Raw genomic sequence first — 14,295 nt, forward strand, 5'->3', positions numbered from 1 at the left:
TTGGTAATTGGTAATTGGTAATTGGTAATTGGTAATTGGTAATTGGTAATTGGTTGAGGAAAAATAAAAAAATTGAGAATGAATTTATTATGATAAATAACCAACTTCCCCTATTAGCCGCTAGTGGACTTTGTAAAAGTTTTGGTGGTATCCAAGCTGTTAAAGATGCCAATATCGAAGTTACAAAAGGCGGCATTACTGGCTTAATTGGTCCTAATGGTGCTGGTAAAACTACTTTATTTAATTTACTTTCTAATTTCATTCACCCTGATAAGGGAAGAGTTGTTTTTGATGGTGAACCCATTCATAATTTGCAGCCGTACCAAATTGCCCAACAAGGACTAATCCGCACTTTTCAAGTAGCGCGGACTCTTTCACGGTTGTCGGTGTTAGAAAATATGCTGTTAGCAGCACAAAAACAAACCGGTGAGAATTTTTGGCAAACCCAATTTCAACCGCATATTGTCGCTAAAGAAGAAAAGCAGCTAAAAGAACGAGCGATGTTTTTGTTAGAGTCTGTGGGGTTAGAAAAAAAAGCTAATGATTACGCTGGTGGTTTGTCTGGGGGACAGCGTAAACTGCTGGAAATGGGACGGGCGTTGATGACTAACCCTAAGTTAATCTTGTTAGATGAGCCTGCTGCGGGGGTAAATCCGCGATTAATTGACGATATATGCGATCGCATCCTCACCTGGAACCGCGAAGACGGTCTCACCTTTTTAATTATTGAGCATAATATGGATGTAATTATGTCATTGTGCGATCGTGTGTGGGTATTAGCTGAAGGACAAAACTTAGCTGTCGGTACTCCCGCAGAAATTCAAACAAACGATAAAGTTTTAGAAGCATATTTAGGGCAATAATTAATTGACGACATTTGCGATCGCATTCTCACCTGGAATTGTCAAGACGGTCTCACGTTTTTAATTATACTTGAGACGGTCATAACTTGCGTTTTTACATCCATATATCCCCTTTAAGCAAAAGCTCAAATTGTTGCCTTGCGAAGTATATTGAGCATAAATATTGAATTTATTACAAAAGGGGAAGAGAGAGGGAGTTTCTCTCTATTTTAATGATTATCATTTTTATGATAACGTTATGCACTTGGATGAGATATATCATAGCCCCCTCATCGCAAGCGATGAGGGGGTTGGGGGTGGGGTTCTTGTATCTCATTCAACCGAGAACCGCTATATTTGTATATTTTATACTCTGGAATCCCTTATCAAAAAGCAATCTTCTCGATACTTAACGAGAAAAATCAGGTTTTGGAATACCTGAATTTAACTGAATTTTCATAGTCCTGAATTTAACTGAAATTTGAAATTAAAAAGCTAGGTATCTTTTTAGATAAGCCTAATTCAAGCATTACCGTTTGGCGTTGATCAATGCCTTTCATCGGAATCTAAAATTATAACTGTTCTTCACTGTATGACACCTATTCCCAGAGAAAATCTAGAAGTTACTCCTCAGTATCCAGAAACCGAAAACATAACAGATATACCGGATATTTACCCATCACCTGGTTGGGTATGGCAATATCCACCAGTAAAGCAATCAATCCTTAAATTTGCTCAACCTTTAGCGTTAACCATAGTTGAGTTGTTTCACTATGCTTTGTTTTTAACTCAACTAGGTGTTGCCTATGCTCTTTATAGCTTTCCTCCACACGCATCCTATGAATCAATTTTTTGGTTGATGATGGCTCCCGTATTCCAAATTTTGGCTGGATTTGCTCCAATTGTGATGCATGAATATGAAGGTTGGCAGGTTGCACCCTTTCAAGATCAACCTTTAAATCGCGGCCAATATAACAATGAAAGACTGCGCGAAGCAGCTTATAAGTTACTGTTTGCCTATCAATCAGTTGCAGCCATCATGTTCATAATTGGAGTTTACGGAATACAACAATGGCAGATTGGTTTCCTGACAATTTCCAATCCTTGGACTCTGATTATTCTAGGCTCAATATTTGTTTGGCTTTACATTGCTCCTAGAACACCTTTGTCAACTTTCTATGTTGACTTTGGACAAGGTAAACGTCCAGTGTTTCCAATTCCTATTGGGATTCTAGTGACATTTGCCATTGCAACCTTTATTTACATTATTGCCATGATCCATGTATATGGATTAGTTCCAGCATTAATTACTGCGGTCTTCTTACTGCTAGGAGGAGCAACCGAAGGATTAGTTGCTGAAAGTACATTCAATCAATTTTGGCACTGGCTGGCGGTAGTATTCTTGGGTGCTGCTGGCATCACTCAAATCATTGCTCTTATGTACGCATAAACTAAGTTGAAAAACTATAGAGCAATAATTCATAGACATCTCCGAGAATAAATCGAAATGCCTTGTGCAAATGCTAACAGCTAATTTCTGGAGATGTCTATGTATTTGCCGTATTTGCCTACTTTATGCCTATGAGGTGAATTTGGGTCTTTCTTTCCACTTGTAATAACTATCTACTAAACAATAATGCTTAACGATCAACCTGCAAAAATCGCTCAGAACTACTGGATTTTGGGACTTGTCCAAGTTTTTCACAGTATAGAAGAAACATACACCGAGCTTTACACTCGCTTCCTCATCATGAGCGAAGCTTTGCATCAATACTTTCCCTGGATTCCCATTTTTGAGATCAGTGCAGATTTGTTTGCAATTCTCAATTATCTCATCATTGCATTAATGTTAGGCTCTGTGCCTAGTGCTGAAAAAAAAAGTCAATGGGGCTATTACTTTATGTGGACTTGGGCAATTATTGAGCTATTAAATGGAGCATTCCACATTTGCACTTGGCTTTTCTTCCATGATTATTTCCCAGGCGGAGTGACTGGTCCGATCTTGTTTGTGTTGAGTATTATTTTTATTCAACAACTCAGAACTGCTGCCAGTAAAGAAACGACGCAAGTAGCTCAGTAACTATACAACATAGATTAACAACAATGCCCTGCAAAAATTTCTTATGGTTAGGCAAAAGTTTTACCATCTTTTTGTCATTGTTTTTGACTTGCCTTGTGATCGCAGCTATTAATTTAAACGGCTCAGTTAAAGATTCAATAATCCACCTACTCTGGGTCGGAGTTGCAATTACAGGCTTTTTATTACTGTGTGTTGTTCTCATTCAATTAACATATGCCTATAATTGGCTGGGAGCGCCAATAGTCCTCAAACCGATTCACGAAGGAGGAACTGAAGTCGTCATCATCTTGATTCAAGGCGAAGACATCTCCGTTGAGCAGTATTGTCCAGTTGGACAAGCCATTCAAAATGCTGCCCCAGATTTAAGTATTTGGGTGAGTATTCCTAAATTTATTGGCAATTCTCCAGTTCCGCGTGAAATAGGGCTGGCGATCGATCAGGCGATCAAGGAAATGAGAAAAGAAGGTATGCCAGAAACGGATAACATCTTCTTTGTTGCCCATTCTGTAGGTGGGATTGCCATTCAAAAATACCTCAAGAGTTTTCCTGCGCGTGGTAAAGGACAAATCTTGATGGGTTCTTTCTTAGAAAAAGGATACGTGTCCAAATTAAATGAAGCAGGGCAAACGGTTATTCAGTATCCCGTTCCGACTTTAACTATTGGTGGCACTTTAGACGGGCTGGCTCGAATTACACGCATTGCAACAGGGTTTTGGTATCAACAGTCGAATGCATCGGAACTAACTGCTATAGAAAACTTTCCTGTTGTTGCTATTGACGGGGCAACTCATATGCAATTTGCTTCCGGTAAAGCACCTTCTTATGTAGCAGATTTTGACCTTAAACCGAGAGCATCAGAGGAAGAAGTTCATCTACAAATTGGCAAGTTAGCTCATAACTTTATTTGCTTAATATTGCAAACTGTCAATGCTGAAGCCAGCAGTAATTTTCTGAAGGAAGAACGCATCAAAACCCAGCAACTCCTCCAGCCACTTCTCAATGCGTTGATAATGGAAGGGTATAACGGCTTCAAACCGGCTTGTTACTGTACTCAAGAAGATAATCCACGCAACAATCCAGAATGCACACCCTACTCACCTTGGATTCAAGATCATGCAAATCCGATCATGGCAAGTAGCGATTTATCGCCTGTCTCGTTTGGCTTAAATGTCATCGATAGTTTCCATCGTTCCTATACTTACAATCCCTTTAGTCATCCTTCTGTTCATCTTCCTCAGGTTCGCAATTCTTGTGCTGGGCAGTCCGACTGTACACTAACAATTAGTAGCGTCACCCAAGCACTGTATAATTTTCTAGACTCTTTTGATACTGGCTTTTTTCCAATAGCAGCTTTTTCTTTACGAGCTAAACTCAATTCGCGCCAAAAAATATGGACAGAGGCAGGAGTTCTAAATCCAAATTATGAACAAACGGATGGGGCTTCCAGGGGAAATCAAATCAATCAGTACGCTTACAAGTGGGCATTGGAAAACGCGGGGGAAGAAGCTCGGCAATACTTTAAGGCTTTTGGTGTCGAAATGGGTATGGGAGAAGATAGTGTGCCGATTATTGCCGCAGGTCCACTCTGGATATGGGTTTATCCCAAGTATAACTACGTCAGGATCAATGACGAGCAATTTTATCAAGTTAGAGCGAGGGTGATGAAAACTCCCACCAATTACTTTATCCCTTCTGCAAGTGGAATGCATTATTGTCAACTTCTCTCTCCAGCCGCAGTAATGGAATGGATCTATATTGATGGCTTGAGAGCTAATGCTTCTCTGTCGGGAACTACTATTACTTATGGTCCGCTAGGTGGTGGTCTAGATAAACTTATCAGATTCCTGCTGCGAATAGCACTCCGTCAAACTCGAACTAAAGGATTGTTAAAATGGGCATCACCGTAGTCGAGTAGCAGGAATATATCGCTATAATCTCACCCCTTCCTTCAAAACCAGACGCACCTGTTTCCGTGCATCCGGACTTGGTAAGTGTTCACAAGTATTTGAGTCACCAATTACCTTTGTGAACACTTACCCTTCACGTAAAGACAGAAAAGCCCGATTTATTAAACACTTTCATTTACTATATTTTTATGGCTCTTCGGTACTTACTATGCTAAATTAAATCATAAAATCTTAAAATCCTTGCCATATAAGAATTGTAGGTTAATCCATCGGTTGATTAAACATAAATTTGCATCAAAAACAACAAAGCTCTTTATTTATAAAGGTTTTGGGGTAAATAAACTCATATTTGGCATAACAACTACCGAAGAGCCTTTTTATTTTCTATTATTCCTACTTGATAACGTCCATGTTGCCAATTTGCTGCCTTCTTTCTCTGAAATGCCCCTTGATTTTGAAATAAAACAAAAGTCGCTACAGCTATTAAAAAATAACCAAAATATCTTTGCAATTTTTTACCATCAATAAACTGAGATAAATAAGCACCTAAGAAGCTGCCTAAACTAGCAGCAATAATAAATGTTCCTATTAATTGCCAATCTAATTCAACTTGTCCCAAATACCCTAAAAATCCAGCTACGGCATTAGCAACTAGAATTAATAAAGAAGTTCCAATTGCTTCTTTCATGGGCGTTTTACCCAAAATAACTAAAGCCGGAACAATTGCAAAACCTCCTCCAACTCCCACTAATCCCGTTAAAATTCCTACTCCTAATCCTTCAGTTAATAACCATAACCAACAATATTTACAAATTGGTGGTGGATAAAGTTCTAAATCAATTTCTTCGGGAGATTTGTTACCAGCTTTTTTGGAACTTCTCAGAATCATTAAAGCTGCTGCCAACAACATCATGATTGCAAATAGCAACATTTGTAAACTGCCAGTAATAAATGGCAAAGCAGCAATTTTTGCCCCTACAAAAGCACCCAACATAGTTGCAGAACCGAAAATATATGCTTTTTTGAAATTGATATTTCCCTTTCTCCAGTGGGGAATTAAACCAATTAAACTCACAGATCCAACAATTACTAAAGTCATAGCAATAGCTGGTTTAGTCGGTACTCCCATTACATAAACTAAAATAGGTAATGCTAATACAGAACCACCACCACCTATTAAGCCTAAACTAATACCAATACCAGATGCTAGAATATGTCCTAATATCCATGTCATCATAATTTGTAATTTATATTTTATGATTGATTTGTTTCTCTGGACTTATGCACAGGATGCTCCCCAATACTGCTCGGTTAAGGAAATGTAGGTTGGGTTGAGCGACAGCGAAACCCAACAAAATCCTTGATAATGTTGGGTTATGGCTTCGCCTCCCGTCAGGGATACGTGCCTCAACCCAACCTACCATATAATGACTTTTGAGCCTTAAACGACAACTATTGGGATGCTCCCAAATATAGGTTTGAGATTGCTTCCCGACTTTCGCAATGACGAAAATATGTTAATCTTGCATAAGTCCTATTTCTGTTAAAAATGGAGACGCTTAATGAAACATCTCTTCAGATTCTATCCACGCTGATTGTAAGGTAATTTAGCTAATAACATTCCCATTGCACAGGTATTAGTTACTCCTGCAAAAACTAAACCTGCTCCTACAAAGCCAGTTAAAATCAAAAACCAAGGAGAAACGAAAGCAGATAAGATAGTTCCAATAAAGACTAATGAGCCAGCAGCAATTTGTACTTGACGCATTAAACTAATTGGAGCATTTTTATTGATTTTAGTTGGATATCCTGACTGTTTCCAAGCTGTAATTCCTCCCTCTAATTGCTTAAATTCTGTAAATCCAGAATTAACAAGTTTTTGTGCTGCTTGATTGGAACGATTTCCTGATTGACAGTAAATGATAATTTCTTTACCCTGTGTTGAGGATACTTGTTCTGGCTGAAATTTAGAAAGGGGTAAAAGTTGAGCATCGGGAATATGTTCTGCTGCATATTCTGAAGGTTCTCGTACATCTATGAGTTGGATTTTTTGTTGCTCAATCAATTTTTGAACAGTATCAGTATCAACTAATTGTAGTTTAGAATTTAAAGATGTGGTCATGATTTTACCTGTTATTTAATTGCTGGGATTAATTCTTGACTAAAACTGCATTACCGCAACGTTTATTTGCTGGTACTGCTGCCATTATTTTTTTAGGATTTGGTAAGTCTAAATTAGACATTAATTGAATAAAACTATCACGGTTATGTTCAATAAATCGGGGATTATATTGCTTCTCTTCTTTAATTGTTGAAACTGTAAACCCTTTGTAATCATGTCCTGGATAAACTAAGGTTTCATCGGGAAGGGTAAATAATTTTTGTGTGACTACATCAAATAAAGTTCCTGCATTACCACCTTGAAAATCAGTCCTTCCACAACCATGAATTAATAAGGAATCTCCAGTTAATAATCTTTCTCTATTTACTAAATAAGCTGCATGACTGTCTGTATGTCCTGGTGTGGAAATTCCTTGAATTACTATTTCATCGAGTTGTATAATTTCTCTATCTTTAATATATTTATCAGCACAGGTGACAGGTGCTTTTTCTGGGACAACTACTAAACATCCAGTGTGTTGACGCAATTGACCTGTACCAGTAATGTGATCTGCATGAACATGGGTTTCTAAGCAGTATCGCAATGTCAAACCTAATTCTTGGATTAATTGCAAATCCCGTTCTACCTGTTCCAAGACAGGATCTACCAAAATCGCTGCTTTTGTCTTCTCGTCAGCAATTAGGTAAGTATATGTACTAGATTCGTTGTCAAACAGTTGGCGAAATAACATTTTTTTTAATTCTATTTCTCTCTACTTTACTTATTATATTACTATATAGTAGAATAGTGGGAAAATAATCATTAAATATTTTTTAGTCTTTTATGTCAGAGATGTTTCCAGGCGCTCTTAGTCAAGTTGCGGATTATTTCAAAGTGCTGTCTGAGGTTAGTCGGTTACAGGTGTTATGTTGTTTAAAAACTGGAGCGAAGAGTGTTACCGAGGTTATTAATGAGACTGGATTAGGACAAGCTAACGTTTCCAAGCATCTGAAAATTTTAACTCAAGCGGGTATTGTCAAAAGAACACCAGAAGGAGTCAGTGTTATCTACGAGATAGCTGATCCGATTTTATTCCAATTATGTGAGTTAGTGTGCGATCGCTTGGCGGTGAGACTTGAAGAACAAACCAAGCAGTTAGAACAATTCAAAATTTAAGGGAATAGGTAAATAGGTAACAGGTAACAGGTGACAGGTGACAGGTGACAGGTGACAGGAAGATAAGAAGATACCATAGTCGTTTTTTATTCTCTTGATTCTTCTGACTCCTGACTCCTGACTCCTAACTCCTAACTAAACTGTTCCCCTGCGTCTAGGTTAAATAACATTTGCAAAGTTTGCATACAGTTGCGTCTAGCTTCAACATCTTGTTGCGCTCGTAACTGCACCATTGGGTCGTGTAAAATTTTATTGACTATGCCTCTTGTTAAAGCTTCAATCACTTCTTGGTGTTTATCACCAAATTCTGAACCCAAGCGAGATAAAGCTTTTTGTAGTTCTTGTTCGCGGATGGTTTCAACTTTATTTCGCAGAGAACTGATTGTCGATACAGTTTCCAAACTCCGCCACCACACATCAAAAGCTTCTACTTCTTCATCTAAAAGTTTTTCAGCTTCCTGTGCCATTTTGCGACGGCTTTCATAATTTTGTGCTACAACCGCCTTCAAATCGTCCACATTAAAGGCTTGCACATTTGCCAAGTCATTCACATCTGCATCAACGTTACGAGGTACAGAGATATCAAATAACATCAGCGAGTAATTTGGTTCTAAAACCATTTCCAACTTAGCACGATCAAGAATTGGTTCTGTCGCTGAAGTACTTGTAAACACAATATGACTTTCGGCAATTACCGTCATCATTGCCGGAAGCAGATGGATTTGGATAGGTTGTTCTGGAAACAATTTCGCCAAATCTTCAGCCCGTTCACGGGAACGATTGACAATACTGATTTGGGTTGCACCCTTAGAAATTAGGTGTTGAACCAGCAACCTGGACATTTTCCCAGCACCCAAAATTGCTACACGGTAGGGAGATAAATTTTCTACTTTCATCTGGGCTAATTCTACAGCCGCAGAACTAATGGAGACTGCACCAGTACCGATGCTAGTTTCAGTGCGTACCCGTTTACCAGCTGTTAACGCTTGTTTAAATAGGCGATTTAAAATTGTTTTTATACCATTGTATTGCTGTCCCAGTTTGTGAGTATGTTTCACCTGAGCCAGAATTTGACCTTCACCGAGGACGAGACTATCTAAACCAGCGGACACCCGCATTATATGCATTACAGCGTCATTATGCAGCAACATAAACAGGTGTTGTCGCAGAGACACAACAGGTAACTTGCTATGCTCTGAAAGGAACTGAGTAACTTCCTGAAGACCTTGAGTGATTTCACTGCTAACAATGTAAATTTCTAGCCGGTTACAGGTGCTAAGGATGGCGACCTCATCAATATGAGGATAACTGAGAAGATGAGCGATCGCACTTTCGGTTTGAGGTTCAGGGATACTTAGCTTTTCTCTAACTTCTACTGGGGCTGTTTTATGGCTTAACCCTACCACTGCAATATTCATTTCTTAAATTGGTAATTGGTAATGGGTAATTTGTAATGGGTAGTGGGTGATAGGTAATGGGTAACAGGTGATGGGTAAGACATTATTCCCAATCACCAATCACCAATCACCAATCACCAGTGAAAGTTACTACCGCAGTTGAATAACCTTGGGTTCATCAAACAAGTGAACTGTATCTACAAATCGAGCGGTTTTAGATTGGCTAGAAATAACCAAGCTTTGGGTTCTAGCACCACCGTGGAAGAAACGAACGCCATCCATTAGAGTTCCGGGGGTGATACCGCAAGCTGCAAATAGCACTGTATTACCAGAGGCTAATTCATGGGCATCATAAACCCGGTCTCCATCAGTAATACCCATTTCTTTCAAACGAGCCAGATTACCTTCTCTGCTTTCGCCAATTAAACCTGTTTGCACTACTTCTGGATCATAAATCAGTTGTCCTTGGAAGTGTCCACCCAAGCAACGTAAAGCAGCGGCGGAAATTACACCTTCTGGTGCTGCACCGATACCCATCAAAGCATGGATATTAGTACCAGCGAAAGCACAAGAGATAGCAGCAGAAACGTCACCATCACTGATGAGTCTAACTCTGGCACCAGCGGTGCGAATTTCTTGAATAAGTTCTTTGTGACGGGGACGATCCATCACGACTACTACCAATTCCTCAACAGCGCGGTTTAAGCACTCAGAAAGGATTTTCAGGTTTTCTGTAGCAGATTTGTTGATATCAACATGACCTTTAGCCGCTGCTGGTGCTGCGAGTTTACGCATATAGAAGTCAGGCGCTGCAAACAAACCGCCTTTTTCGGAAATTGCCAAAACTGCCATTGAGCCATTTTGACCGTAAGCAACTAGGTTAGTACCTTCGCAAGGGTCAACAGCGATGTCAATTTCAACTAATTCATCAGGGTTACAGAAATTTTTAGCATCTGGTTGAGTACAGATACCAACTTCTTCCCCAATGTAGAGCATAGGAGCTTCGTCACGTTCGCCTTCACCGATAACAATGCGTCCGCGCATATGGATTTTGTTCATCCGTTCGCGCATGGCTTCCACAGCTACTTCATCAGCAGTGTTCTTTTCGCCCTTACCCATCCACTTCGAGGAAGCGATCGCTGCTTGCTCAACTACTTCAATAATCTCTAGCCCAAGTGTATTTTCCACAAAGTCTACCCTTTCAATTGCTTGTTTTAGCGTCGTTTTATCGGCTATTTCAGTTTTCAAGTCTACCAAAGTGCGGATACATATAGAAAAAAGTTAAGTTTTACTGCTGTTAATATCAAATGTGGCCAAGATGAAAGAAAATGTCAGTACTTTTGTAGTTCAGTAAGAATGTTCTAGGCTAGAGGAAATTAACAACCGTCTCTGAGAATCAGAATATGCTAGATTTCCTTAACCCCATTTTAAATCGCCACCCAGAGCGAGTCAAAGCCAATGTAGAAATCTACACCTGGCAAACCTGCCCTTTTTGCATCCGTGCTAAGTTGCTATTGTGGTGGAAAGGTGTTAAATTCACCGAGTACAAAATTGACAGTGACGAAACAGCGAGAGCAAACATGGCAGAACGCGCCAACGGTCGCCGCAGCGTTCCTCAAGTTTTTATCAATAATCAACATATCGGCGGTTGTGATGACCTGTACGCAATGGATACAAAAGGTCAACTTGATGCCTTGCTGGTTCAAGCCGCTGCATAAAATCCTCTGGGCGTGAGATTATCTCCTCCACAGAAACACCTCTTTCGCCCCCAGCCAGGATTTTAACATCATTAAACTGCTTTCTTAAAAAACCCTTTTTCTCCCTGCCCCCTGCCCCCTGCCTGATATCAACGACAATTTTTAACGCCGACCGACTTAACCCTCTGCGTGACACTAATTCATGTTTCCTCAACACCCAGAATATTTAACACATAGAAAATGGATGAATCACGCCCTAGAATTGGCTCAGGTGGCTGGTGAGGCGGGGGAAGTTCCTGTAGGTGCGGTAATCATTAACCCAGAGGGTAAATTAATTGCTGAAGGGGAAAATAGGAAAGAACGCGACCAAGACCCCACCGCACACGCAGAAATTATGGCGATTCGGGCTGCTGCGAAAAATTTGCAAAGTTGGCGTTTGCTGCAATGTACTCTTTATGTAACTTTAGAACCTTGTCCGATGTGTGCTGGTGCGATCGCTCATGCACGTTTGGCGACACTTGTCTATGGAATAGACGATACCAAAACTGGCGCAATTCGTACTGTTATCAACATCCCTGATAGTGCCGCCTCTAATCACCGTTTACAAGTAGTGGGAGGAGTTCTAGAATCAGCTTGTCGTCAGCAATTGCAGACTTGGTTTGCTACTAAGCGACAAACCCAAAATTAACAGACAGAGGTGAAACTGTCCAGATCACAATACACAAGTTACTCAAGAAAATCTACGGTGGAGATAATCAAGTTTGCGTTACATTTTATTTGCTAACTAGCAGCCACCGTCATGATGGAAATTGACTCTGCTTCTACTAACTCTCAATCTCAATTAACAAATCAACCCGTAAATCCTCAAGTGGCTTCTAGTACCTCAAGGATTTCTCCTTGGTTAACTCCTCTGGCGTATTTTTTGGGACGTAACTTTGTTTTACCCTTGTTTTTTGGTAATATTAACATCACCGGACAAGAAAATATACCCACCAATAGCCCGATAATTTTAGCCCCTACCCACCGTTCCCGTTGGGATTCCATACTATTACCCTATGCTACCGGTCGTTGTGTCACAGGTCGAGATTTACGGTTTATGGTGACAAGTAGTGAGTGTCAAGGAATACAAGGCTGGTTTGTCCGTCGCATGGGAGGTTTTCCTGTTGATACCCAACGTCCTGCGATCGCAACTTTGCGTCATGCCGTAGAATTAATCGCACAGGGAGAAATGTTAGTTATCTATCCCGAAGGTGGAATTTATCGTGATGGCAAAGTTCACACCTTAAAGCCAGGAATTTCTCGTCTAGCTCTAACTACAGCATCTACTCACCCAGACTTAGAAGTAAAAATAATCCCCATTAGCATCAATTACAGCCAACCTTATCCTAATTGGGGTACAGATGTGAACATTCACATTGGTGAAGCCATAAAAGTTGCAGATTATCTCAATGGTTGTTCAAAAAGAAATGCTAAACGTCTCACAGCAGATTTAAAAAATAAATTACAACAATTCAGCCATCAAGAATCGCAAATAACATCAAGTGCTTTTGCAGAAATGCCCAATTCATAATTTTAAATTAAATACATTTGCATATTTACCAAGAATGCTTACTTCTCTCCAACACTATGCTGGAGAGATTTTTTATCGCATATTCATATCAGCATTTTCTACAAACTACTTTGGAGGTTAAAAAAAACAGCAAAACTAATTTATATACCTTAATACTTGTTTGCATAGTAACACGGTATATTTATTTAAGTATAAATCTTGATCAAATTTTGCTAATAGATACAGCCAATGAAATATAAATTGCAACATCGTGCTGATCGGTTGAGACTCATACAGCGTGGAGAAAATCAATATCTTCCTCTCTGGGTTCTAATTTCTACCTCCTGTCTTGTTACCATAACAGGAATACTCGCTTGTTCAAATCAGAGGGTTTTTGCTCAACTCCTACCCGACAGCACATTAGGTGCAGAAAATTCGATTGTTAACAAAGTTAACGAATTCAAACACCTTATCAATGGTGGTGCTGCTAGAGGTGCAAATTTATTTCACAGTTTTCAAGAATTTAATATTGATACAGGTAAGAGTATTTATTTTGCTAACCCTGTCGGAATTGAAAATATATTAACTCGTGTTACTGGAAATAATATTTCTAATATTTTCGGAAAGTTAGGAGTAGAAGGAACAGCGAATTTATTTTTAATCAACCCTAATGGAATTATATTTGGACAAAATGCCAGTTTAGATATTCGTGGTTCATTTACTGCGACTACAGCCGATAGGATTAAATTGGGGGAAAATGGTTTATTTAGCGCGACTAATCCCCAAAGCAGTAATTTATTAACAATCCAATCAAGTGCATTATTTGTTAATGCTTTGAAAAATCAACAAGCAGAAATTAGAAATGAAGGTAATTTAACTGTTGATAAAAATCTAACCCTGAATGCTGACAATCTTTATTTATCTGGTGAAATCAAAGCAGGAACATATCTTAATCTCAACGCAAGTAATCAAGTTTTGATTAAAAATGCTGAAATTATTAGCACAAATGCTAACAATTTTGGTGTAATTAGAATTGGTAGTTGGCAAGATTCTGTAAATTCCGTCCTACCTGTAAAAATACTAATTTATAATTCTACTTTAAGTACTAATAACTTTAGCTCTGAATTTGCTGGAGACATTATACTAAATGCTAGTAATCAAATAGAGATTAATAATAGCAATATATCTAGTCAGGGAAATCTTGGACGGATTTTCATTGGTAAGTCTCAATATTCAGATGAAATATTTTCACCTGAAAATGTAACTATCAATCACTCCATTTTAAGTACTAGCAATAGTGGTATCGCAGGTACGAACAATGAATCAATTGATGCTGGTAATATATACATTGATGTTAATAAAAATATCTTCATCTCTAATAATTCTTTTATAGAAACATCTACTTACCGTAAGGGAAATGCAGGTGATATAAAAATTTCTACTCAGTCCCTGGAATTGCTGAATGGCTCTTTTCTGGATGCTAGTACTTTCGGTGAAGGAAATGCAGGAATTGTCAAGATTACTGCTACTGATAATATTCAGTTTG

General features: G+C 39.0%; 14 protein-coding genes. 9 read left to right on the top strand and 5 right to left on the bottom strand.

Translation table 11 applies throughout. The annotated features are described in order from the left end of the window. Positions 1–89: 89 nt before the first annotated feature. From VB713_RS13060 to VB713_RS13075, 4 genes are all read left to right on the top strand, one after another. Entirely contained in the window at positions 90–863 is a 774-nt protein-coding gene (locus VB713_RS13060) for an ABC transporter ATP-binding protein (protein ID WP_323311956.1), read from the top strand. Positions 864–1,434: 571 nt separating this feature from the next. Then, a complete protein-coding gene (locus VB713_RS13065) occupies positions 1,435–2,292 on the top strand; it encodes a hypothetical protein (RefSeq protein ID WP_323311957.1) in 858 nt (285 codons plus the stop codon). Positions 2,293–2,478: 186 nt separating this feature from the next. After that, complete coding sequence (locus tag VB713_RS13070) at positions 2,479–2,922, top strand: HXXEE domain-containing protein (protein ID WP_323311958.1); 444 nt, start codon at positions 2,479–2,481, stop codon at positions 2,920–2,922. A 95-nt stretch (positions 2,923–3,017) separates the two neighbouring features. After that, on the top strand, positions 3,018–4,829 hold the full coding sequence (locus VB713_RS13075; protein WP_323311959.1) for a hypothetical protein: 1,812 nt from the start codon (positions 3,018–3,020) through the stop codon (positions 4,827–4,829). 361 nt (positions 4,830–5,190) lie between these two features. Here the strand turns inward: VB713_RS13075 and VB713_RS13080 are convergent, their stop codons facing one another. The 3 genes from VB713_RS13080 to VB713_RS13090 form a co-directional block, all read right to left on the bottom strand. Then, a complete protein-coding gene (locus VB713_RS13080; RefSeq protein WP_323311969.1) occupies positions 5,191–6,063 on the bottom strand; it encodes a sulfite exporter TauE/SafE family protein in 873 nt (290 codons plus the stop codon). Between the two features lie 348 nt (positions 6,064–6,411). Then, a complete protein-coding gene (locus VB713_RS13085) occupies positions 6,412–6,951 on the bottom strand; it encodes a rhodanese-like domain-containing protein (RefSeq protein WP_323311960.1) in 540 nt (179 codons plus the stop codon). 28 nt (positions 6,952–6,979) lie between these two features. Further along, positions 6,980–7,681, bottom strand: coding sequence for an MBL fold metallo-hydrolase (locus VB713_RS13090; protein ID WP_323311961.1), 702 nt, complete (start codon positions 7,679–7,681; stop codon positions 6,980–6,982). Between the two features lie 92 nt (positions 7,682–7,773). Between VB713_RS13090 and VB713_RS13095 the strand changes: the two genes are divergently transcribed. Beyond that, the gene (locus VB713_RS13095; protein ID WP_323311962.1) at positions 7,774–8,106 is read left to right on the top strand and encodes a metalloregulator ArsR/SmtB family transcription factor; all 333 of its coding nucleotides are present in this window, start codon (positions 7,774–7,776) and stop codon (positions 8,104–8,106) included. Positions 8,107–8,237: 131 nt separating this feature from the next. Here the strand turns inward: VB713_RS13095 and VB713_RS13100 are convergent, their stop codons facing one another. Both VB713_RS13100 and glpX read right to left on the bottom strand, forming a co-directional pair. Beyond that, positions 8,238–9,524 (bottom strand): glutamyl-tRNA reductase, encoded by a 1,287-nt coding sequence (locus VB713_RS13100; RefSeq protein ID WP_323311963.1) that lies wholly within the window; start codon positions 9,522–9,524, stop codon positions 8,238–8,240. A 129-nt stretch (positions 9,525–9,653) separates the two neighbouring features. Beyond that, a complete protein-coding gene (gene glpX, locus VB713_RS13105) occupies positions 9,654–10,691 on the bottom strand; it encodes a class II fructose-bisphosphatase (RefSeq protein ID WP_323311970.1) in 1,038 nt (345 codons plus the stop codon). A 215-nt stretch (positions 10,692–10,906) separates the two neighbouring features. On the opposite strand from glpX, the gene grxC reads away from it, so the two are divergent. The 4 genes from grxC to VB713_RS13125 all read left to right on the top strand — a co-directional run. Beyond that, entirely contained in the window at positions 10,907–11,221 is a 315-nt protein-coding gene (gene grxC / locus VB713_RS13110) for a glutaredoxin 3 (protein WP_323311964.1), read from the top strand. Between the two features lie 181 nt (positions 11,222–11,402). Beyond that, positions 11,403–11,888, top strand: a complete 486-nt coding sequence (gene tadA / locus VB713_RS13115) for a tRNA adenosine(34) deaminase TadA (RefSeq protein WP_323311965.1) — start codon at positions 11,403–11,405, stop codon at positions 11,886–11,888. A gap of 111 nt (positions 11,889–11,999) precedes the next feature. Continuing rightward, positions 12,000–12,770, top strand: coding sequence for a 1-acyl-sn-glycerol-3-phosphate acyltransferase (locus VB713_RS13120; RefSeq protein ID WP_323311966.1), 771 nt, complete (start codon positions 12,000–12,002; stop codon positions 12,768–12,770). A 228-nt stretch (positions 12,771–12,998) separates the two neighbouring features. Continuing rightward, the coding region (locus VB713_RS13125) for a filamentous hemagglutinin N-terminal domain-containing protein (protein WP_323311967.1) at positions 12,999–14,295 on the top strand (1,297 nt) is incomplete at its 3' end.

Source organism: Anabaena cylindrica UHCC 0172 (assembly GCF_034931625.1).
Taxonomy (GTDB): domain Bacteria; phylum Cyanobacteriota; class Cyanobacteriia; order Cyanobacteriales; family Nostocaceae; genus Anabaena; species Anabaena cylindrica_A.

What these genes read in the sequence shown, in the direction of transcription:
- VB713_RS13060 (WP_323311956.1), top strand. Translation starts at nt 90, where the DNA reads ATGATAAATAACCAACTTCCCCTATTAGCCGCTAGTGGACTTTGTAAA.
- VB713_RS13065 (WP_323311957.1), top strand. Translation starts at nt 1,435, where the DNA reads ATGACACCTATTCCCAGAGAAAATCTAGAAGTTACTCCTCAGTATCCA.
- VB713_RS13070 (WP_323311958.1), top strand. Translation starts at nt 2,479, where the DNA reads ATGCTTAACGATCAACCTGCAAAAATCGCTCAGAACTACTGGATTTTG.
- VB713_RS13080 (WP_323311969.1), bottom strand. Translation starts at nt 6,063, where the DNA reads ATGACATGGATATTAGGACATATTCTAGCATCTGGTATTGGTATTAGT.
- VB713_RS13085 (WP_323311960.1), bottom strand. Translation starts at nt 6,951, where the DNA reads ATGACCACATCTTTAAATTCTAAACTACAATTAGTTGATACTGATACT.
- VB713_RS13090 (WP_323311961.1), bottom strand. Translation starts at nt 7,681, where the DNA reads ATGTTATTTCGCCAACTGTTTGACAACGAATCTAGTACATATACTTAC.
- VB713_RS13095 (WP_323311962.1), top strand. Translation starts at nt 7,774, where the DNA reads ATGTCAGAGATGTTTCCAGGCGCTCTTAGTCAAGTTGCGGATTATTTC.
- VB713_RS13100 (WP_323311963.1), bottom strand. Translation starts at nt 9,524, where the DNA reads ATGAATATTGCAGTGGTAGGGTTAAGCCATAAAACAGCCCCAGTAGAA.
- grxC (WP_323311964.1), top strand. Translation starts at nt 10,907, where the DNA reads ATGCTAGATTTCCTTAACCCCATTTTAAATCGCCACCCAGAGCGAGTC.
- tadA (WP_323311965.1), top strand. Translation starts at nt 11,403, where the DNA reads ATGTTTCCTCAACACCCAGAATATTTAACACATAGAAAATGGATGAAT.
- VB713_RS13120 (WP_323311966.1), top strand. Translation starts at nt 12,000, where the DNA reads ATGATGGAAATTGACTCTGCTTCTACTAACTCTCAATCTCAATTAACA.